This is a genomic window from Thalassobacillus hwangdonensis, from assembly GCF_042675915.1.
Lineage (GTDB): Bacteria > Bacillota > Bacilli > Bacillales > Halobacillaceae > Thalassobacillus_A > Thalassobacillus_A hwangdonensis.
The window spans coordinates 999,174-1,019,488 of record NZ_JBHTKL010000005.1 but is presented as its reverse complement, the minus strand read 5'-3'; the positions used below and the strand labels follow the sequence as shown (position 1 = coordinate 1,019,488).

Here is a 20,315-nt window from a genome sequence, read left to right as displayed (position 1 = left end):
AAAAAATTTAAAGGGGGATTCAACCTTGAAGAAGAAAGCATTTTGGATGTTATTATTAAGTGTTTTTGCAATGATGCTTGTCCTTGCTGCATGTCAAGGTGAGCAAGTCAACTCCGATGATGACAATTCTGAAGATACCAATGATTCTGAGGAAACTGCTGATTCTGGAGAAACTGCAGATTCCGGCGATGATGGCGGTGAAAAGACATTCGTATTCGGCCGTGGTGCGGATGCAGTGGAACTTGATCCGTCAAAAGTTACTGATGGTGAGTCCATCTATGTAACAAATCAGCTTTATGACACATTGGTCCGCTATGAGCAGGAAGGAACAGAAGTAGTACCTGCTTTGGCAACAAAATGGGAAACAAGCGATGATGGTAAGGAGTGGACCTTCCAGCTTCGTGACGATGTTACATTCCACGATGGAACTGACTTCACAGCAGAAGATGTCGTGTTCAACTTTGAACGCTGGGCAAGCGGTGGAGACTACGTCTACTACGGTTACATGTTCGGCGCTTCCGAAGATGACCTTGGTGGAATCATTGAAAAAGTGGAAGCAACAGGCGACTACGAAGTCAAATTCACACTTTCCGAGCCTAATGCTCCATTCCTGAACACCCTTGCGATGCCTCCATTCGGAATTGCAAGCCCGGATGCAGTAGAAGAGCATGGCGATGACTACTTCAAAAATCCTGTTGGTACAGGTCCATTCAAATTTGTCGAGTGGAAACAGGATGATCAGATCACTGTAGAAAAGAACGAAGATTACTTCGGCGAAGTTGCTAAAGTCGATAAAGTCATCTTCCGTGTCATCCCGGATAACGGTGCTCGTTTCATGGAACTTCAGTCCGGATCCATTGATGCAATGAACGGAATGAACCCACAGGACATCGCACAAGCAGAAGATAATGAAGACTTGAAAGTCATTCGCCGTCCTTCCATGAACGTAGGATACATGGCATTGAACACTGATAAAGAAGGAAGTCCGATGCAAAGCAAAGAAGTACGTCAGGCTGTCAACCTTGCTATTGATAAAGAAAAACTGGTTTCCTTGTTCGAAGGGATTGGTAAACCAGCGAAAAACCCGATGCCTCCATCCCTATGGGGCTACAATGACAACATTGAAGATTATGGTTACGACGTAGAAGAAGCTAAATCCCTATTGGCCGAAGCTGGCTATCCGGATGGGTTCGATGTGACACTTTATACAATGTCCAACCCACGCCCATACCTGCCACAGCCTAAATTCGCTGCACAAGCGATCCAGGAAATGCTGAAAGAAATCAATGTCAACGTCGAAATCGTTGAAAACGAGTGGGACTCCCACCTTGTAGCAACAGAAAATGGCGAACATGACATGGCTTTCCTAGGGTGGACTGGTGACAACGGTGACCCGGATAACTTCTTGTATGTATTGCTTGATAAAGACAATGCAAAAGTCGGATCTGCTGGTAACATCGCATTCTATAAGAGCGATGAAGTCCATGACCTGTTGAAAAAAGCACAGACTGAACTCGATCAAGATAAGCGTGTCGAGTACTATATGGAAGCTCAAGAGCTGATTCATGAGGATGCTCCTTGGTTCCCGATTGCTCATACGACACCACCACTTGCAGTTAAGCAGGGTGTAGAGAACTACATCCCTCACCCAACTGGAAGTGAGCCATTCAACTATCTTGATATTAATTGATAGAGGTAATTGAAGGGGCATGTCCCCTTCCTACCCTCCCCTTATAATATGAAGTGGCCGTGGAGCCTCAGGATGCATCATTGAATACCTGAAGGGCTCCCTGCCATTATTTTTTGGAGGAATGTATCATGCTGAATTACATCATCAGACGACTCGTTTCATTGATCCCTGTCATCATAGGTGTTTCGATTTTAGCTTTTTCATTGATGCACCTCGTGCCTGGTGATCCCGCAAAAAGCATTCTAGGTGAAAAAGCGACGGAAGCACAGCTTGAGCTGCTTCGTGAGGAACTTCATCTTAATGATCCATTGATTGTCCAATACGGACGATTCATGGGAAATATCGCCCAGGGTGACTTGGGTACATCCATCAAATCAAAAGAAGCTGTCATTGTTGAAATTGGCGGGAAACTGCCTGCTACGATCGAACTCACATTATTTGCAATGACAATCGCCATTGTTGTAGGGGTACTAGCTGGAGTCATAGCTGCCGTCAAGCAGTATTCCTGGTTTGATAATATCAGTATGACCGGCGCTTTGTTCGGAGTATCGATGCCGATATTCTGGTTAGGTTTGATGATGATTTGGTTATTCTCTGTCGAATTGAATTGGCTGCCACCATCCGGAAGGTTATCCAATGATATTGAGATGACGGCATACACCAATTTATACTTGCTTGATAGTCTCCTAACATTGAACTTCACTGCTTTTGCAGATGTATTCATGCATTTATTGATGCCAGGACTGGCATTAGCAACCATTCCGATGGCAATCATTGCAAGGATGACGCGTTCAAGCATGCTGGAAGTGATGAAACAGGACTACATAAGGACGGCAAATGCGAAAGGTCTGGCAAGCAAGCTTGTCATTTTCCAACACGCATTGAAAAATGCCTCCCTGCCGGTCCTCACTGTCATTGGATTGCAATTTGGATTCTTACTTGGCGGGGCAGTATTGACAGAAACGATTTTTTCATGGCCGGGTGTGGGGCGCTATGTCGTTGATGCCATCCTGGCTAGGGATTACCCAGTCGTTCAGACTACAATCCTGATCGTCGCGATTATCTTCGTGCTCGTCAACCTATTGACCGACATACTATACAAGTACTTCGATCCGCGGATCAAACTGGATTAGGAAAGGACGTGACATAGGTGGCTGTTGAAGCAAATGTGAATCAAGTTGAACCCAAAGTGAAAAGACAACGATCAAGTCTGTGGCTGGATTCCTTTTCCAGAATCATAAAAAGTAAGACATCGCTTGTTGGATTGATCATTATTCTGCTGTTGTTCACTGTGGCAATCCTAGCACCAGTGATTGCACCTTATACACCTGATGAACAGGACATCATCAACCGTTATCAAGCTCCTTCTGCTGAGCATATTTTAGGAACGGATGAATTAGGAAGGGATATTTTATCCAGGATCATCTATGGCTCCAGGATTACAATTCAAATCGGTGTCATTTCTGTCGGCATTTCAATGATCGTCGGAGTTCTGCTTGGGGCGGTAGCCGGATTCTTTGGCCGCTGGGTCGACCAGATCATCATGCGGATCATCGATATCATGATGGCATTCCCAAGCATCCTGCTGGCAATCGCTTTAATTGCAGTTCTTGGTAAAAGTCTCACAAACGCAATGATTGCGGTAGGGATCGTAGGGATCCCGCACTTTGCCAGAATCGTTCGCTCTACCGTACTTTCCGTCAAAGAGACGGAGTATATTGAGGCTTCACGGATAATTGGAGCAAAGAATGGAAGAATTCTTTTCTCGCACGTTCTGCCGAATTGTGCTGCTCCGATCATTGTACAGGCGACACTTACTGTAGGTACTGCCATTCTTGATGCTGCAGGACTGAGCTTCCTTGGTCTTGGTGCCCAGCCGCCAAAGCCTGAATGGGGAGCAATGCTGAGTGATGGACGTTCCGCCTTACAGACTGCTCCATGGGTCGTCATGTTTCCAGGGCTCGCCATTTTCCTTGTAGTACTTGGTTTCAACCTGTTCGGAGATGGATTGAGAGATGCACTGGATCCACGATTGAAGCAATAGACCCTTTAAAAATCTGAATATTTAGGTAGAATAAAAGAAAGCCTCTATGCTAGGCTTTCTTTTTTCCGTTTGTTGCGAGAATATCAGCTGAACTCGCGAAATCCCCGCCTCACCATACATAACCAAGGAGGAGAAGCGTTGAAGAAATATATCGTCGTCATGATCTGTCTCATCATCAGTTTCATCATCATGGGAATGAATGCCTACCAGACCTCGAGTCAGCCGATGCATATGTACCCTAACCTCCCTTCTCCTATTGGAAAAGAACCTATTCTGATCACTTCAGCAGGTCAGTCAGTCGAGGGTGGAATGGTGGAGAACATTGCAAGGCAGTTACACCTTGATGCTGATTACCGCCCAAGAGCACTTGCCACCGACTTATATGAATATGACACCATCATAATCATACTTGGATACAGCTACAATGGCTTGTTACACAAACAAAGGCAATTCGAACAGGAAAGGAAACGGATCCGGAAACTTGCACAGCAAGCAGAACACTCGGGCAAGCCGATCGTATTGATCGATCTGGATGTAGAATACCGGGATAACCAAGAAACGTGGAAGCTGACAGAAGAAGTCTTATCTTATGCGGATTACTTCATTGGCAGAAGACATGAAAAGCCGCTCGATACCTTACTTGAAAACCTTGAACACTATCATATTCCATCCACATTCGTTGACCAGCTGGAAGATTTGAAAACCCCATTCAACTCTGTATTCCGATGACAGGAGAGGATCGGCATGAATAGAAAGATGAATGGTGCCTGGGGCATTTCCGGGTTCGTCCTGCTTTTCTACGGGATGCTCTTCCCCGCTCTAAGTACGGAATGGTCCGGCTTCATTTTTGAAAAAATCGAAATCAGTATGCAAGGCGAAGACAGTGGCCAGCTGCTCGTCGTCACTTTTTCCTATATCGCACGAAACGCAATTACGTTCACGATGATCTACTTCGGCATCATGCTACTGACAAAATACATGACCAATACAGCGCGGGATCTGCTTTTTCAATCGGTCTTCCTTGTGCAGGCTGTCATCGCCATCTACACGCTGAACATTCTTTATAGCGAGTATTACGCATACCTGCCACATCTGCTGACGGTCGTATGCATATTATTATTTAACAGGCAACTGCATGCCGAACGCTATCACAGCCTATTGTTCTTCATTCTGCTGCTGCTTACGATCGGTGCCATGCAATGGCTGAATCTCACGCCGTCGCTCAGTAGATACGGGTTCGGTCAAAATGATTTTGCGGTCAGTCTGAAAGCAGTGGATGAATATTTGACGGGGCAAAGCTTATTGAATTCCATGTCGATCATCTTCTTTCTCGCTTTCATCTTCATCGCCTTGATTTTCACGATGCTGATCCGGCTTTTCTCCAATCAACTCGAGACACAACGTCTCTTTCATGAACAGGGAATCGAGCTTCAGAAAACGAAGGATGACCTGATCGAATCGAAAGTGTATCAGGAGATGCACACCTTGGTGCATGACCTGAAGACTCCACTTGTCTCAGTGGAAGGACTCATCTCACTTATGGAAATGAAAGCCGACGCTTCTGACACCAAAACAATGAACTACTACGAACGCATTCATCAGTCCATATCGAAAATGAAGGATATGATCGCAGATATGCTTTCTGAGGATGTAAGAAATGAAATCGAAATTGAAGAACTGATGGATTATGTACTGAGTCACCTGTCAATGGATGAGCAATCCATCGAATTTGAACTGATCACCGAAGATCCGGTTCCAACCATTCAGGTCAACAAAATCCGAATGGCAAGAGCCATATCGAACATCATTGAAAATTCACTGATTTACCTTCACGAAACAGGAGGGAAAATCACCGTTACGGTGCGTGCCACGGAAGCGCATGTTTCCATTGAAGTGATCGATGACGGGCCCGGCATCGACAAAGAGGACCTCCTCCATATATGGAAGGAAGGATTCAGTACGAAGAATTCATCTGGAATCGGCCTGCCTTTTGTGAAACGGGTCATCGAAAACCACCAGGGAACCATCAACGTAGCAAGCATACCAGGATCACATACAAAAACGACGATCACCTTACCACACCAACAAGGAAAGGAAGCTGTATCATGATTTTGATCATTGATGATAATGAAACCATCCGTTTCACCTTGAAAGAAATCTGCGAATTTTCTGAGTGGACAGCAGTCGAAGCAACCAATGGAAAGCAAGGTGTCTCCCTGTTCGAAAAATTACAACCGGATCTTGTGCTGGTCGATTACCATATGCCGGAGTGGGATGGATTGAAGACGGTCAAAGAAATCCGCAAACGGGATAAGCATACACCGATCATCATCCTCACCGTCGAAGAACGACAGGAAATCGCCAACAAGTTCATCGAAGCAGGTGCAACCGACTTCGCACTGAAACCGATCAAAGCACCTGATCTCATTTCACGGATCCGATTGAATTTGAAAGTTGCAAAACTATCAAATGCGGACAAAGATGCATTTGTGGACAAAGGTATCAACCCTGATACGATGAAAAAAATCAGGCATTACCTGTTCAGCCAGGACAATGCCGTCACCATCAATTCAATCCAGTCCTCCCTCCCGATCGCCTATCAGACCGTTCATCGGTACTTGCACTATATGGTGGAAAAAGGAGAAGTCGAAGTCCTCTGCGACTACGGCTCAAGAGGCCGCCCCAAAAACAAATACCAGCTTATATAAATAAGTTTCGTTATCCATCATTAGAGTATCGTGGTGAGGGAAATGGCTCGCTTTCCGCGGGCAAGACGTCGAGCCTCCTCGGTCGTACCTCCCTGTGGGGTCTCGTCAGTCTTTTCTTCCCGCTGGACTTTGAAATACATCTTGAAATAACACCGCACGAAGAAAATACGAACTTATTTTCGAGGAGTCTCACCATTTTCCTCACCACTCTTCCATTTATAGAAAGAACGAAACTAAATTACATGAGAATTTTTTTGTCGTCCTACTGTAATTAACCATAGCGTTGATGGGACTGGAACGGGTGACACTCCTGCGGAAAAACGAGCGCGTCTAGACCCCGCAACGAAGTGAGGAGGCTTGACCGTTCGTCCGCGGAAAGGGAATCCGTTCCAGTCCCATCAACAACCCCACTACCAGTTCAGGAAAAACAGAGAAAAAGCCGTGTTTATTCTCTTTAAAATAGGGAATCATGGTAGAAGGATTTCGACCATCGGAGGTCAGGGGGTTTTGTTTGACCTTAATTGACCATCGATGTATGATAAACATATCACATCATCAAAAAGATAAAAGTGATGAAGGAGGAACCTATTATGAATCTAGTCCCAACAGTTATTGAACAGACAAACCGCGGAGAACGTGCATACGATATCTATTCACGCTTACTTAAAGACCGCATCATCATGCTTGGAAGCCCGATCGACGATAACATCTCCAACTCTATCGTAGCGCAGCTGCTTTTCCTTGCTGCAGATGATCCGGAAAAAGACATCTCGTTATACATCAACTCACCTGGTGGTTCCATCACTGCAGGTATGGCCATCTACGATACGATGCAATTCATCAAGCCGAATGTATCCACAATCTGTATCGGTATGGCTGCATCCATGGGAGCATTCCTGCTTGCAGCAGGTGAAAAAGGAAAACGTTATGCGCTTCCGAACAGTGAAGTGATGATTCACCAGCCACTTGGCGGTACACAAGGTCAGGCTGCAGATATCGAAATTCACGCGAAGCGTATTCTTGAAATGCGTGATAAACTGAACCACATCCTAGCAGACCGTACTGGTCAGCCACTTGAAGTAATCGAGCGCGACACGGATCGTGACAACTTCATGCCGGCGCACAAAGCGAAGGAATATGGCTTGATCGACAAAGTAATGGAAAAGAAACCAACTGAATAACATTAATTAAAAAAGCGTTGCTAACAAATTAGCAACGCTTTTCTTATTCTTTTACGAAGGCGCTTAGCTCCTCCATTGCTTCTTCCTCATCCTTACCTTCTGCGACCAGGAGAATTTCCTCTCCGGATCCGACTGCAAGACTCATCAGGCCCATGATACTTTTCGCATTGACCCGTTTCTTATCCTTTTCAATAAAAAGGTTGGACGAAAAGCTATTCGCCCTTTGGACAAACTGTGCTGCCGGTCTCGCCTGAAGACCTGCTTCCAGTTCTACTGTTATCGACCGTTCAATCACCCTCATTCTCCTCTCTCCGTCACTCAATTCTTCGTAAGCGCTATCACTATAAGGGAAGAAAAAACGCTTCCCTTATGAAAGCGTTTTTTGATTGCATCCATTATAGCATGAATGTTTTTTCAGGTGCATCATTTTTGGCTGTTTTCAATAAATTCTCCTCGACGGACTTTGTCAGCAAATTCATCAATTTTGCGTAAGCGATGATTGATGCCTGACTTACTGATGTTGCCTGTCGAGACAAGTTCTCCAAGCTCCTTAAGAGAGACCTCCTGATGGAGGAGACGCAGCATTGCAATTTCCTGAAGCTTCTCAGGTAGTGCTTCAATCCCTACTGTCTTCTTGATGAACTTGATGTTTTCCACCTGCCTGAATGCAGCGCCGATCGTTTTGTTGAGATTGGCTGTTTCACAATTGACGAGACGGTTGACGGAGTTCCTCATATCACGTACGATCCGCACATCTTCAAACTTGAATAAAGCCTGATGCGCGCCGATATTGCTAAGGAATTCAGTGATTTTCTCAGCCTCTTTTATATAGGTGATGAACCCTTTTTTCCGTTCCAACGTCCTTGCATGAAGGGAGAACTCATTCATCAGTTCACACAACGCCTCGTTGTGTTCGTTATAGGAATTATAGATCTCCAAATGGTACGAGGATGTTTCCGGATTGTTGACTGAACCGCCAGCCAGAAACGCACCTCTCAAGTATGCACGCTTGCAGCACGTATCCTGCTTATATCGATCGGAAATCGTCCTATTGAATGAGAATGGACCTTTAAGAATATCCAAATCTTCAAGAATCGTATTGACCTTTTCTTTCAGCCGTACAATGTAGACATTGTTTTTCTTAAGGCGCATTTTCTTCCTTACAAGCAATTCTACAGGATATGGATAAAGACTTTTGATCAGCTTATAGATTCTCCTTGCAATCGCTGCGTTCTCCGTCTGTACGTCCAGCATATATTGCTTTTCCGATGTCAAAGACACCGTTCCATTCATTCGGATCAATGCAGCAAGCTCCGACTGGGCACAGCAATCACCGATTTCAGCATTGGTAAGTTCCTTCTTTATCTCTGATGCAAATGACAAGACTTCCACACCTCCCCATAAAAACAACCTGGACTCTATATCATCGAATAGAGCAGGTTGGCGATTTTATCTGTATTATGACGCAGTTCCAAGCGCTGGTGATCGACAATGTCTTCTTCGATGATCTCAAGACCCATCGTATCAATACGCTCTTTATCGTAGATGACCGGTTCCGCGTTTTCTTCCGCATAGATTTTCTTTACGTCCTGTTCAATCGGCAGGTTGTGAACGATGACCGATTGGACACAGCCTTCACCGATGTGATCATAGATTGCCTGGACGTGATCGCCTGCAGTGTACCCTTTCGTTTCTCCCTGCTGGGTCATGACGTTGCATACATACGTGACCTTCCCGTTTGTTTCTCTTAATGCCTGGGAAATCTGAGGTACAATCAGATTTGGCAAGGTACTCGTATAAAGACTGCCAGGTGCGATGACGACAAGATCCGCTTCCTTGATCGCCTTTACTGCTTCAGGTAAAGGCTGGACCGGATCAGGTCGTAGAAAGACACGCTTGATTCGCTTGTTCTGTTTCGGAATATTCGATTCGCCGGAAACAAACGTACCATCTGCCATCTCGGCGTGTAAAGACATATTCTGATTTGCAATCGGGTAAATTTTCCCTTTGACATTCAACACCCGGGAAATCTCCTTGATTCCAGTGAAGAAATCTCCTGTCATTGATGTCAATGCAGCTAATAATAGGTTTCCCATCGAGTGCCCGGATAATCCATTTCCATTTTTGAATCGGTGTTGAAAAAGGTCCAGAAGCATCGGCTCGGCATCCGACAATGCTGCGATGACATTTCGGATATCCCCAGGTGCAGGGATGGCCATCTCATTGATTAATCTGCCCGAACTTCCTCCATCATCTGCGACCGTGACGATGGCTGACAAATCGATCGGGTAATTTTTCAGTCCACGAAGAAGGACAGGCATACCTGTTCCTCCTCCAAGGACCACGACTTTAGGCAATGATTCATTTCCCATGTTCAATGACCCTTTCTTTTTTCAATGTCACGGTGAGTCACATGGGTCACAAAATCTGTCGAGAAATGTTTTGCCAAGTGTTCAGCGATAGCAACAGAACGATGCTGACCGCCTGTACAGCCGATTGCGATAATCAGCTGACTTTTTCCTTCACGCTTATATTGCGGCAGCATGAATTGCAGCAGATCCATCAGCTTTTCCAGGAATTTCTGAGAATCCGACCACTTGAATACGTACGATGATACTTCTGTGTTCAGACCGGTCAATGGACGCATATGCTCGACATAATGCGGGTTCGGAAGGAAACGGACATCGAAGACGAGGTCTGCGTCGATCGGAATTCCGTATTTGAAGCCGAATGAAACCATCTGTACAGAGAAAATTTCCTGTTTCCGCTTCGTATCAGCATACGTCTCGATGATCTGCTCTCTCAATTCTCTTGGTTTCAGACTGGTTGTATCGATGATTGTCTGCGCCCTTCCGCGAAGTTCATCCAGCAGTCTTCTTTCCTGTCTGATTCCTTCCAGAGGAAGCCCTTCCTTCGCAAGTGGATGGGACCTTCTTGTTTCTTTATATCTCGAAACAAGAGACTGATCCTGTGCATCCAAAAACAGGATGTGGGCATGCAGCCAGCTTTCTTCTCCCAGTTTGTCCAATGCTTCAAATAACGCTTCGAAGAATTCTCTTCCGCGAAGATCCATCACAAGTGCGACATTTTGGATGTCATTGGAGGAGTCTTTCATCAGTTCCAGAAACTTCGGTAACAATGCAGGTGGAAGATTATCGACACAAAAGAAACCGAGATCTTCAAAACTTTGGACTGCGACTGTCTTTCCTGCACCGGACATCCCGGTAATGATGACCAGCTGTGTTTCTTTATCAAGTACCTTTTCCGTCATGATCCATCCACTCTCCCTATATCCTCAATCTCTACTCTTACTCAGGCTTCGTCGGATCAAGGTCCATTTCCAGCAATTGAAAATCTGGAGTATAGACGAATGTTCCATACACCTGTTCGTTTGTTGAAAGTATATGATGTAAAAAATGGCGATCTCCTTCCGCCATCGGTTTATTCAGTACTTCATCGACAGGAACCCATTCTAGCTCCCCTTCTTCGCTTTCTTCCAGCATCGTACCTGTATAGGATTCTGAGTAAAAAGTAAACATCATCCATTCATCTACAGTGCGATCGCCTTCGCGAATGATAAAAGTAAATGACCCTTTCAATTCCGGGGTCTGTACGGTCAATCCTGTTTCTTCCTGAAATTCACGGACGACGGATTCCTTAATCGACTCACCTGGCTCCATTTTCCCGCCGGGCGCTACATACCAGCCACGTCTCGGCTTCTTCAGCATCAGCATCTGATCGCCGGATTTCAGGATACAATTGGTTACGCGTTGCATCACTTTTCACCTCGTTCTTATGTGAGGACACCTTTTATCATTATACAATGAATCAGATTCCACCTACAATGTTATGTTTTCCGATGGTTTGTCGGAACATGGAGGTTCGGCTGTTTTTGCACAAAAAAAGAACACAGGCGAACGTTCACCTGTGCTTAATAGATATATCTATTAAAAGGGGGTCAATTAATTACTTTTATTGTACCCCATCAATGTTTCAGGCGTGTTACAAGAGGGTTAAGATGCAGTTACTTTGTCACAGAGGAAATTCGACCCTCCTCGACAAAGCCATTGCAGCTTATTTTACCGCCTTCAATTCTTCCATTAGATTTTCGATATAATGCTGGGCGGATTGAGCCGCAATACTTCCGTCTCCGGTAGCTGTCACAATTTGACGAAGCTCTTTCTCACGGATATCTCCAGCAGCGAAGATTCCTGGGACTTTTGTCTCCATGCGTTCATCTGTTTCGATATACCCTTGTTCGTTGGTGATCCCAAGGTCGCTGAATGGACCACTCAAAGGAATCATACCGATATAGATGAATACCCCATTCGTGTCGAAATCTTGATCTTCACCTGTTTTGTTGTTGTGCATCGTAACGCTTCCGACTTTTCCATCCTTTTCATTGATGGTCTTCACTTCGGTATTCCAAATGAAATCGATCTTATCGTTATCGAACGCTCGCTGTTGAAGGATCGGCTGTGCACGAAGCTCATCACGACGGTGGACGATCGTCACTTTGCTGGCAAACTTCGTAAGGTAGACACCTTCTTCTACCGCAGAGTCACCTCCGCCGACAACTACCAGTTCCTTGTCACGGAAAAAGGCACCATCACAAACCGCACAATAGGAAACACCGCGGCCGCTGAGCTCTTTTTCACCTGGTACACCAAGTTCTTTATACTCCGCGCCAGTACCGATGATGACAGAACGTGCTTTGTACTCTTTATTACCTGCTACGACTGTCTTATATTCTTTTCCATCGATGATTTTCTTAATATCGCCATACGCATATTCAGCCCCGAATTTCTTGGCATGTTCAAACATCTTGTTGGAAAGATCCGGACCCAGAATATTTTCAAAGCCTGGATAGTTTTCAACATCTTCTGTGTTTGCCATCTGGCCACCAGGGATTCCACGTTCGATCATCAGTGTATCCAGATTACCACGGGAGGTATATACAGCTGCAGTCATACCTGCAGGACCTGCTCCTGCGATAATCACATCATAAATGTGTTCTTCAGACATTCATATCAACTCCTTAACGCTTTTGACTCTGAGACGATTCTATACTTTATACATTACCCATCTTATTAAACAGTAGTCCCAGCGTCTATCGATATGCTCAGAAAGAACGATTGGAGCGCATTGGAGCAATCAGTTGCTCCATGGGCCTCCTTCATTCGATAATGCGGGGTACTTTCTGCATCCTTGTTCCCAAAGCTGCAATGCTTTCGACGGGTATCCATTATGGTAGCAAGCTACGCTGTGCCATTTATAAAATGCTTTTGCCTGCTTGATATCTCTGGAGCGAATCATCTTGAAGCGCTGATAGGCTTCTTCATAATAACCTGCAACCGTCAACGTCTGTGCAATATACAGCTTCTGCTGATCATGGATCGGGTAGATATTCCGTAATATCTGTACATGATATTCACATTGCTCGGTTTCGTTGCGTTCCTTGAAGAAGATCGCGAGGTTCACATGGCTGTTCAAGTTCTCAGGATCCTTCTCCAGCCATCTCTGTTCCAGTTCAATCGCGCCTTTCTGATCGCCCTGGTAAAAGAGAGCGAATGTGTACTCGTGCTTGGCAGTAGTGTAATCCGGGAAGAGCTGCATCATTTCTTCAAGCACGACAAGCGCTTTATCCCATTCTTGATGCTGGATATGATAAAAAGCTGTTTCCTGATAGATCAGCAGGTCATCTTCATCATCAAGCGCCCACTCATCATCTTCTTCATCACTCAACGTATGGATCAGCTCAAGCAGCTGGTCCGCCGCCTCTTTGAACTCACCTTCGTCTTCAGATTTCTCAAGATACTTCTCTGCATATTTTTTCGCGTCATTGAATAACCCTAAATGCGCGTAATTATTAGCAATCAGATAATAGCAATCGATATACTCAGTCCCGTGCTGGGATAGAACTTCCGTCAGCACTTGATTTGCCGCATGATAGGAACCCTGCTCTGTGTAAATGACCGAAAGCTGGCAAGCATAGAGGGCTTCCTCCGGGGATTTCTCCAACGCCATCTTAAGCCACTTTTCTGCCAGGTCAAACTTTCGCTTCTGAAAGGCCTGTACACCATATGAGAAGTAGAGATCTCCATTCGGTACAAAAGTGATGACTTTATTATTCACTTGTTCTACTGTAGCATTCTCAGAAGTTCGCATTACTGTCCTCCTATCACCTTGTCAATACTTTAGAAGTATATCATAAATTGACATGCGGATATAGAGGATTTTGTCAAATCTGCTCGTTCTATAGTCTATTTGGCATGTCTTTTTTCTAACACTTGGATGACGTTGTCGAATGGTACCCCACGATCGGTCAATAGAAGCAGTAAATGGAACAGGAGATCCGCCGATTCCATCGCCAGTTCTTCCGGATCATCGTTTTTCGCAGCGATGATGACTTCCCCCGCCTCTTCACCGATTTTCTTGGCAATCCGATCGACACCCTCCTGGAACAACGTACTAGTGTACGAACCTTCCGGGAGCGTAGTCTTACGTTCTGCCAGTAAAGATTCGAGCTGGTCGAGCATCTCGAAACGATTCAGCTTCGGTTTCTCTGATTCTTCAGTGAGATTCTCAGAAAAACAGCTGTAATCCCCTTTATGACAGGCAGGTCCGCTTGGGATTACTTGGACAAGCAGTGCATCTTTATCACAGTCATAGCGGATCGCTGTGACTTTCTGGGTGTTCCCGGACGTTTCACCTTTATGCCATAGCTCCTGTCGTGAACGGCTGAAAAATACCGTCTCTCCGATTTCAAGCGTCTTTTCCAATGCTTCTTTATTCATATAAGCCAACGTGAGTACTTCTCTGCTTCTTGCATCCTGGACGATAGCCGGGACAAGCCCTTTTTCATCAAATTGTATCGTATCTACGTTCATCGGACGATCACCCCTTTTTCAGCCAAAGCTTCTTTCACTTTTTGTACAGATGTTTCCTTGTAGTGAAAAATGGAAGCAGCAAGTGCCGCATCTGCATCTGCTTCCTTGAATACTTCGTAAAAATGGTCGCTGTTCCCAGCACCGCCTGAAGCAATTACAGGAACGGACACCACTTCCTGGACGGCCTTCAGTAATGGAAGATCGAAACCTGTCTTCGCTCCGTCCTGATCCATCGAGGTGAGCAGGATTTCTCCCGCACCTTGACGGACCGCTTCCTTTACCCAATCCAGCACGGTCCATTCCGTCGCTTTTCTTCCGCCATGGGTATAGACGCGCCACGTCCCAATGCTTTCCTCATATTTAGCATCGATGGCCACGACGATGCACTGAGTGCCGAAGTAATCCGCACCTTCACGAATCAGCTCAGGACGACGGATCGCTGCTGAATTCAAGGAAACTTTATCTGCCCCGTTGCGGAGTATTTCTTTCATATCCTCCAGTGAGCCGATCCCCCCACCGACCGTAAATGGGATGGCTAGTTCCGCGGCTACTTTACGAACGACGTCGACCATCGTTTTCCTACCTTCGTGTGTTGCAGAAATATCAAGAAAGACTAGTTCGTCAGCTCCCTGCTCATCATACACTTTCGAAAGTTCAACCGGGTCACCTGCATCACGTATATCTACGAACTGTATGCCTTTCACGACTCTGCCCTCTTTTACATCGAGGCATGGGATGATCCGTTTGGATAGCATCACATTTCCTCCTTCAGCGCATCTTCTAATGTGAACTGGTTTGTGTACAGTGCTTTTCCGATGATCGTACCCGCAACTCCCTGATCCTTGTATAATTTCAGTGTCCGAATATCATCCAAATCTTTTATGCCACCGGAAGCGATGACATCAGCACCGGTTTCTTTCGCCAGGCGGACGATTTCTTTCGTATTTGGTCCGGAAAGCATGCCGTCTTTCGCAATATCGGTATAGATGAACGTCTCGGCTCCGGCTGCTGTCAGCTCTTTTCCGAGATCGACCGCCTTCACTTCTGACTTTTCCAGCCAGCCTTCTGTGGCAACGAACCCATCACGAGCATCAAGACCGATGGCGATTTTATTTCCATACGTGCGGATCAGCTGCTTCGTCAATTCAAGATCGCGTACAGCAAGGGATCCTAGGATGACGCGGTCGACTCCATTGTCCAAATAATAACGGACATCTTCTTCCGAACGGATGCCGCCACCGATTTGAACGTTGCAGTCGAGTTCATTTGCAACACGCAGGACGAATGCTCCATTCATTTTCGACCCTTGCTTCGCACCATCAAGGTCGACCATGTGGATCCAGCTTGCGCCTGCTTCTACGAAACCCTTCGCAACTTCAAATGGATCATCTCCATAAACGGTTTCTTTTGCAAAATCCCCTTGTTCGAGGCGGACGCACTTACCACCACGCATATCGATTGCAGGATATAATGTAAAACTCATCGTCTTCCTCCCTTGCTCTGCTCTACTTGGTCACAGAAGTTCCTCAATAACTTCATGCCAGCTTCCCCGCTCTTTTCAGGGTGGAACTGACTTGCATATAACGAACCTTTGCCAACGATAGCAGGTACTTCGACATCATACGTACTCGATGCCAGTAAAATCGAACGATCTGTCGTATCCACATAGAAGGAATGAACAAAATAAACGTAATCCTCTTCGATTCCCCGCATCAGTTGATTGTAGGGCTGGTACACCTCAAGCTTGTTCCAGCCCATATGTGGAACTTTATATTTCTTCCCTTCTTTGTCATGACCGACAAACCGGATCACACTGCCTGGAAGCAAGCCCAGTCCTTTATTGCTGCCGTTTTCTTCGCTTTTCTCAAACAGCAGCTGCATGCCGAGACAGATTCCATATAGCGGGATGCTTTCATCGACGAGTGTTTTGACAAAATCGGTGAATCCATGCTGATCTAGTGCTTTCATCGCATCCGGGAAAGCCCCTACACCTGGCAGGATATAGCCATCACAGCCTTCCAGCTTTTCCGGCCTGTCACCGATGACATAAGGGACGTCCAACCGTTCCAACGCCTTCGAAACGCTGAACAGATTGCCCATCCCATAATCGATAATTCCAATCATGTTACAAGCTTCCTTTCGTACTTGGGACGCCTTGGACACGCGGATCCTTTAGTGTAGCTTCATCGAGTGCACGTGCAAACGCTTTGAACATCGCTTCAATGATATGGTGGGTATTCTCACCATGGTGCACAACAATATGCAGGTTCATCCTAGCTTCCAATGCAAGCTTCCAGAAAAATTCGTGGACATTCTCCGTATCGAATGTACCGACTTTGGCTTTCGGCAACTCTGCTCTCCACTCTAAGTGTGGGCGATCACTTAAATCGACCGCTACCGTGACAAGCGTCTCATCCATCGGTAGCGTCATAGATCCGTACCGTTTGATTCCGGATTTATCTCCAAGTGCCTGGCGAATCGTCTGACCGAGACAGATTCCGATATCCTCCGTCAGATGATGGTCATCGACCTCGATATCCCCGTAGCCTTTCACATTCAGGTCGAAAAATCCGTGCTTCGCAAATAACTCCAGCATATGTGCAAGAAAAGGAACTTGTACATCAAGATCCACTTTTCCTGTTCCATCCAGATTTATGTTCAAATCTATATCTGTTTCTCTCGTTTTTCGTTCAATCGCGGCTGTCCTTGCTTCACTCATTTTCTTTCCCCTTCCTGCTCTCCACTGCTCTTGCGTGTGCTTCCAGTCCTTCCAACCGGGCAAAGGCTGCAATTTTCTGATGGTTTTCCTCCCACGCCTTCCGACTATAAGAGATAATGCTCGACTTCTTCACGAAATCGCCAACATTCAACGGACTGGAAAACCGCGCAGTCCCGTTGGTAGGTAACACATGATTCGGTCCTGCAAAATAATCGCCGATCGGTTCACTGCTGTATTTTCCTAGAAAAATTGCGCCCGCATGCTTGATCTGCGGAAGCAGTTGGAATGGCTCGGCAGTCAGCACTTCCAAGTGTTCCGGTGCCAGTCGATTAACCACAGCTACTGCCTGATCCATCGACTCACAAACGATAATTGCACCATGATCGTCGATACTTGTTGACGCGATTTCCTTACGTGGAAGTGTGGACAGTTGATCATCAACTTCCTTTTGCACTTCAGTTGCAAGCTTCTCACTTGTCGTTACGAACATACAGGAAGACCGCTGATCATGTTCTGCCTGTGACAACAGATCTGCAGCAATTTCGTAAGCATCGGCTGTGTCATCCGCTAATACGACGATTTCACTCGGACCCGCAATCATATCGATCGCAACGTCGCCGAACACTTCCCGCTTTGCAAGTGCGACAAAAATATTGCCGGGACCGACGATTTTGTCCACTGGATTGATGGAAGAGGTCCCATATGCTAGAGCAGCTACCGCCTGGGCACCACCAATTTTGTAGATTTCCTCTACACCAAGAATGTCGGCTGCGACAAGAACCCCAGCCGGAACAGTGCCATCCACACTAGGAGGCGTAACCATCGCTATCCGTTCCACCCCTGCTACTTGGGCAGGGATGACATTCATGAACACGGAAGAAGGATAGGCAGCAGTCCCTCCAGGTACATAAACTCCAACAGCATCAAGTGGGGTGATTTTCTGACCGAGGATACTGCCATCTGCACTTGTATCGAACCAGGAATGCGTGCGTTGTTTTTCATGAAAATTTCTGATGTTTTCGGCAGCTTCTTTGAGTACAGCGACCATTTCCGCATCTAGTGCATGATAGGCACGCTCGATTTCTTGCGGTTGAATTCGGAACGTGTCCAATTCTACTCCATCAAACTTAGAAGTGTAACGGCGTACAGCTTCGTCACCATCCGTCTTAACCCCTTCGATAATTACCTGGACCGCTTTCCGCTGTTCTTCCGTTCCGGTATCGACCGTACGTTTCAGCGATTCAATCGATTCCTCTGTTACTATTTTCATACCGCATTCTCCTCAATCACCCTGCTTAAGCTTCGTACCATCTCATCAATCCGGGCACTTTTAAGCCGATAGCTGACAGGATTGACGATCAATCTCGATGTGACATCAACGATTTTTTCATATTCAACAAGGCCATTTTCCTTCAATGTCCGACCAGTGGAAACGATATCGACGATCCTGTCCGCAAGTCCGATCAAAGGAGCAAGCTCGATTGACCCGTTTAATGAAATGATTTCGATCTGCTCACCTTGTTCACGGAAATAATCCGAAGCAATCTGCGGATACTTTGTCGCGATCTTTGGTGCGATTTTTCCCATTTGTGTATCCGGCAAACCTGCGACCGCCAGATAACAAGGGCTGATTCCAAGATCAAGTACTTCATAGACATCGCGGTCCTGTTCCAAAAGCACGTCTTTCCCTGCAATCCCGATATCTGCAGCACCATGCTCTACATAAGTGACGACATCCATCGGCTTAGCCATCATGATCTGAATGTTCTGGTCAGGGAATTGGAGAATCAGTTTCCTCGTTTCCTCCATATTTTCCAAAAGGTCGTATCCAGCAGCTTTCATCAGTTCGGCCGCTTCTTCAAAAATACGCCCTTTCGGCATTGCGATCGTAAGCGATTCATTCATCAAAGAAACCTCCCGTCTGCGTTACATCTACGACTTCCTCAAGCGCAGCCTGGAATTGTTCCAAGTCGATGATCTGATCGACATGCTGCATCAGCACCTTTTTCCCTTCAGCTCTCAATGCCCTTGCAGCGTCCAATGCTGCTTTGAAGCTATCATCGTCGAAAAGGACTCCGACCCGCTGGTCTTGACCATTTGATGCCCCGATTGCTTCGACCAATCGTTCCAAGTGCACCGCAAAACCTGTAGCGGAGGCATTTAATTGAAAGGACGGAAGCAGTTTATCGTACCTTCCACCATTACAAAGCAATGAGCCTAAGTTAGGCGCATACCCTTCGAACAGCACCCCTGTGTAATAATGCATGTGGCTGATCAGATTGAGGTCAAAGCTGACATAATCGCCCACTTGATAATTTTTCAACAGCTTGTGGAGCTGTTTCAATTCATTGATTGCCTGCAGACAACCCTGATTGCGGGCAAGTGATTTACTTTCACTGAAAATCTCATCACTCCCACGCAGTTTCAGTAACTCCTTCAAAGCCCTCTTGTTTTCTTCATTCAATGGCAACGAGTCAACTGCTTCACGATAGCCGACATAATTCTTTCTGTACAAATATCCCATCAACTCATCGGTAGCATCCTGGTCCTCCCCTAAAAACTCCTGGAAAAAGGCACGAACATAACCGATATGTCCGACTGTGATCTGGAAATCTTCCAACCCTGCCTCACGTAAGGACTCTACTAGCAATGCAATCACTTCTGCATCGCCATAGATGGAATGGTCACCGATCAGTTCTGTTCCAACCTGTTCGAATTGTGCAGGCTTCCCGCCTTCCTTCTGCTGTGCACGGAAAACTGGACCATCATAAGCCAGACGCAATGGGAATTGAGCTTCTTTCATCTGTGAAGCGGCAACCCGAGCGATTGGGGCTGTCAAATCAGGACGCAGCACAAGCGAATGCCCTTGCTGATCGAGCAGTTTGAACAATTGCTGATTGGAAGTCGCACTCACTTCACCGACAGTCTCGTAATATTCCAGTAGCGGTGTGTCCATGAAAGAATAACCGTAAGCATCGATCGCTTCGGTCAATTTGTTCCGGATCGTCTTTTTCTGTTTATAAAAAAACGGGAGCGTATCCCGCATTCCTAATGGTTTTTCGAACATTAGTCGCTTCGCCAAT

Annotated in this window: 22 protein-coding genes; 7 read left to right on the top strand and 15 right to left on the bottom strand. The window is 46.0% G+C overall.

Going from position 1 to position 20,315, the window contains the following annotated elements:
- The first annotated feature begins 25 nt into the window (after nucleotides 1-25).
- The 7 genes from ACFQ2J_RS14485 (at nucleotide 26) to clpP (ending at nucleotide 7,623) form a co-directional block, all read left to right on the top strand.
- The gene (locus ACFQ2J_RS14485) at nucleotides 26-1,690 is read left to right on the top strand and encodes an ABC transporter substrate-binding protein (protein WP_386061939.1); all 1,665 of its coding nucleotides are present in this window, start codon (nucleotides 26-28) and stop codon (nucleotides 1,688-1,690) included.
- Nucleotides 1,691-1,818: 128 nt separating this feature from the next.
- Nucleotides 1,819-2,823 carry an ABC transporter permease gene (locus ACFQ2J_RS14480; RefSeq protein ID WP_386061936.1) on the top strand — a complete coding sequence of 335 codons (1,005 nt, stop codon included), beginning with the start codon at nucleotides 1,819-1,821 and terminating at the stop codon, nucleotides 2,821-2,823.
- 17 nt (nucleotides 2,824-2,840) lie between these two features.
- Nucleotides 2,841-3,734 (top strand): nickel transporter permease, encoded by an 894-nt coding sequence (gene nikC, locus ACFQ2J_RS14475; RefSeq protein ID WP_386061933.1) that lies wholly within the window; start codon nucleotides 2,841-2,843, stop codon nucleotides 3,732-3,734.
- Nucleotides 3,735-3,872: 138 nt separating this feature from the next.
- On the top strand, nucleotides 3,873-4,463 hold the full coding sequence (locus ACFQ2J_RS14470; RefSeq protein ID WP_386061930.1) for a DUF6305 family protein: 591 nt from the start codon (nucleotides 3,873-3,875) through the stop codon (nucleotides 4,461-4,463).
- A 15-nt stretch (nucleotides 4,464-4,478) separates the two neighbouring features.
- Nucleotides 4,479-5,843, top strand: coding sequence for a sensor histidine kinase (locus ACFQ2J_RS14465; RefSeq protein ID WP_386061927.1), 1,365 nt, complete (start codon nucleotides 4,479-4,481; stop codon nucleotides 5,841-5,843).
- A complete protein-coding gene (locus ACFQ2J_RS14460; RefSeq protein ID WP_386061924.1) occupies nucleotides 5,840-6,442 on the top strand; it encodes a response regulator in 603 nt (200 codons plus the stop codon). The genes ACFQ2J_RS14465 and ACFQ2J_RS14460 overlap by 4 nt, the downstream gene beginning before the upstream one ends.
- 572 nt (nucleotides 6,443-7,014) lie before the next feature.
- Nucleotides 7,015-7,623: an ATP-dependent Clp endopeptidase proteolytic subunit ClpP gene (gene clpP, locus ACFQ2J_RS14455; protein WP_386061921.1), complete on the top strand. Its 609-nt coding sequence runs from the start codon at nucleotides 7,015-7,017 to the stop codon at nucleotides 7,621-7,623.
- 43 nt (nucleotides 7,624-7,666) lie between these two features.
- Here the strand turns inward: clpP and ACFQ2J_RS14450 are convergent, their stop codons facing one another.
- From ACFQ2J_RS14450 to ACFQ2J_RS14380, 15 genes are all read right to left on the bottom strand, one after another.
- Nucleotides 7,667-7,918, bottom strand: a complete 252-nt coding sequence (locus ACFQ2J_RS14450) for an HPr family phosphocarrier protein (protein WP_386061918.1) — start codon at nucleotides 7,916-7,918, stop codon at nucleotides 7,667-7,669.
- Nucleotides 7,919-8,046: 128 nt separating this feature from the next.
- Entirely contained in the window at nucleotides 8,047-9,006 is a 960-nt protein-coding gene (gene whiA / locus ACFQ2J_RS14445) for a DNA-binding protein WhiA (RefSeq protein ID WP_386061915.1), read from the bottom strand.
- Nucleotides 9,007-9,041: 35 nt separating this feature from the next.
- Nucleotides 9,042-9,995: a gluconeogenesis factor YvcK family protein gene (locus ACFQ2J_RS14440; RefSeq protein ID WP_386061912.1), complete on the bottom strand. Its 954-nt coding sequence runs from the start codon at nucleotides 9,993-9,995 to the stop codon at nucleotides 9,042-9,044.
- 2 nt (nucleotides 9,996-9,997) lie between these two features.
- Entirely contained in the window at nucleotides 9,998-10,894 is an 897-nt protein-coding gene (gene rapZ / locus ACFQ2J_RS14435) for an RNase adapter RapZ (protein WP_386061909.1), read from the bottom strand.
- Between the two features lie 37 nt (nucleotides 10,895-10,931).
- Nucleotides 10,932-11,399 (bottom strand): 8-oxo-dGTP diphosphatase, encoded by a 468-nt coding sequence (locus tag ACFQ2J_RS14430; RefSeq protein ID WP_386061905.1) that lies wholly within the window; start codon nucleotides 11,397-11,399, stop codon nucleotides 10,932-10,934.
- A 298-nt stretch (nucleotides 11,400-11,697) separates the two neighbouring features.
- Nucleotides 11,698-12,648 (bottom strand): thioredoxin-disulfide reductase, encoded by a 951-nt coding sequence (gene trxB, locus ACFQ2J_RS14425; protein ID WP_386061902.1) that lies wholly within the window; start codon nucleotides 12,646-12,648, stop codon nucleotides 11,698-11,700.
- 129 nt (nucleotides 12,649-12,777) lie between these two features.
- On the bottom strand, nucleotides 12,778-13,791 hold the full coding sequence (locus tag ACFQ2J_RS14420; RefSeq protein WP_386061899.1) for a tetratricopeptide repeat protein: 1,014 nt from the start codon (nucleotides 13,789-13,791) through the stop codon (nucleotides 12,778-12,780).
- A 95-nt stretch (nucleotides 13,792-13,886) separates the two neighbouring features.
- Entirely contained in the window at nucleotides 13,887-14,513 is a 627-nt protein-coding gene (gene hisIE / locus ACFQ2J_RS14415) for a bifunctional phosphoribosyl-AMP cyclohydrolase/phosphoribosyl-ATP diphosphatase HisIE (RefSeq protein ID WP_386061896.1), read from the bottom strand.
- A complete protein-coding gene (hisF, locus tag ACFQ2J_RS14410; RefSeq protein ID WP_386061893.1) occupies nucleotides 14,510-15,268 on the bottom strand; it encodes an imidazole glycerol phosphate synthase subunit HisF in 759 nt (252 codons plus the stop codon). Before hisF ends, hisIE begins: the two co-directional genes overlap by 4 nt.
- The gene (gene hisA / locus ACFQ2J_RS14405) at nucleotides 15,268-15,996 is read right to left on the bottom strand and encodes a 1-(5-phosphoribosyl)-5-[(5-phosphoribosylamino)methylideneamino]imidazole-4-carboxamide isomerase (RefSeq protein WP_386061890.1); all 729 of its coding nucleotides are present in this window, start codon (nucleotides 15,994-15,996) and stop codon (nucleotides 15,268-15,270) included. The genes hisF and hisA overlap by 1 nt, the downstream gene beginning before the upstream one ends.
- Nucleotides 15,993-16,637, bottom strand: a complete 645-nt coding sequence (hisH, locus tag ACFQ2J_RS14400) for an imidazole glycerol phosphate synthase subunit HisH (protein ID WP_386061887.1) — start codon at nucleotides 16,635-16,637, stop codon at nucleotides 15,993-15,995. The genes hisA and hisH overlap by 4 nt, the downstream gene beginning before the upstream one ends.
- 1 nt (nucleotide 16,638) lies before the next feature.
- Nucleotides 16,639-17,232, bottom strand: a complete 594-nt coding sequence (gene hisB / locus ACFQ2J_RS14395; RefSeq protein WP_386061884.1) for an imidazoleglycerol-phosphate dehydratase HisB — start codon at nucleotides 17,230-17,232, stop codon at nucleotides 16,639-16,641.
- On the bottom strand, nucleotides 17,225-18,502 hold the full coding sequence (hisD, locus tag ACFQ2J_RS14390; RefSeq protein WP_386061881.1) for a histidinol dehydrogenase: 1,278 nt from the start codon (nucleotides 18,500-18,502) through the stop codon (nucleotides 17,225-17,227). Before hisD ends, hisB begins: the two co-directional genes overlap by 8 nt.
- On the bottom strand, nucleotides 18,499-19,137 hold the full coding sequence (gene hisG / locus ACFQ2J_RS14385; RefSeq protein ID WP_386061879.1) for an ATP phosphoribosyltransferase: 639 nt from the start codon (nucleotides 19,135-19,137) through the stop codon (nucleotides 18,499-18,501). The genes hisD and hisG overlap by 4 nt, the downstream gene beginning before the upstream one ends.
- A complete protein-coding gene (locus ACFQ2J_RS14380; protein WP_386061876.1) occupies nucleotides 19,130-20,314 on the bottom strand; it encodes an ATP phosphoribosyltransferase regulatory subunit in 1,185 nt (394 codons plus the stop codon). The genes hisG and ACFQ2J_RS14380 overlap by 8 nt, the downstream gene beginning before the upstream one ends.
- Nucleotide 20,315 lies beyond the last annotated feature (1 nt).

Bases quoted from the DNA above. Each gene is read 5' to 3' on its own strand.
- hisH (WP_386061887.1), bottom strand. From the start codon at position 16,637: ATGATTGGAATTATCGATTATGGGATGGGCAATCTGTTCAGCGTTTCG.
- hisG (WP_386061879.1), bottom strand. From the start codon at position 19,137: ATGAATGAATCGCTTACGATCGCAATGCCGAAAGGGCGTATTTTTGAA.
- ACFQ2J_RS14440 (WP_386061912.1), bottom strand. From the start codon at position 9,995: ATGGGAAATGAATCATTGCCTAAAGTCGTGGTCCTTGGAGGAGGAACA.
- hisIE (WP_386061896.1), bottom strand. From the start codon at position 14,513: ATGAACGTAGATACGATACAATTTGATGAAAAAGGGCTTGTCCCGGCT.
- rapZ (WP_386061909.1), bottom strand. From the start codon at position 10,894: ATGACGGAAAAGGTACTTGATAAAGAAACACAGCTGGTCATCATTACC.
- clpP (WP_386061921.1), top strand. From the start codon at position 7,015: ATGAAGGAGGAACCTATTATGAATCTAGTCCCAACAGTTATTGAACAG.
- hisA (WP_386061890.1), bottom strand. From the start codon at position 15,996: ATGAGTTTTACATTATATCCTGCAATCGATATGCGTGGTGGTAAGTGC.
- hisF (WP_386061893.1), bottom strand. From the start codon at position 15,268: ATGCTATCCAAACGGATCATCCCATGCCTCGATGTAAAAGAGGGCAGA.
- ACFQ2J_RS14480 (WP_386061936.1), top strand. From the start codon at position 1,819: ATGCTGAATTACATCATCAGACGACTCGTTTCATTGATCCCTGTCATC.
- ACFQ2J_RS14430 (WP_386061905.1), bottom strand. From the start codon at position 11,399: ATGCAACGCGTAACCAATTGTATCCTGAAATCCGGCGATCAGATGCTG.
- trxB (WP_386061902.1), bottom strand. From the start codon at position 12,648: ATGTCTGAAGAACACATTTATGATGTGATTATCGCAGGAGCAGGTCCT.
- hisD (WP_386061881.1), bottom strand. From the start codon at position 18,502: ATGAAAATAGTAACAGAGGAATCGATTGAATCGCTGAAACGTACGGTC.
- hisB (WP_386061884.1), bottom strand. From the start codon at position 17,232: ATGAGTGAAGCAAGGACAGCCGCGATTGAACGAAAAACGAGAGAAACA.
- ACFQ2J_RS14460 (WP_386061924.1), top strand. From the start codon at position 5,840: ATGATTTTGATCATTGATGATAATGAAACCATCCGTTTCACCTTGAAA.
- ACFQ2J_RS14465 (WP_386061927.1), top strand. From the start codon at position 4,479: ATGAATAGAAAGATGAATGGTGCCTGGGGCATTTCCGGGTTCGTCCTG.
- ACFQ2J_RS14420 (WP_386061899.1), bottom strand. From the start codon at position 13,791: ATGCGAACTTCTGAGAATGCTACAGTAGAACAAGTGAATAATAAAGTC.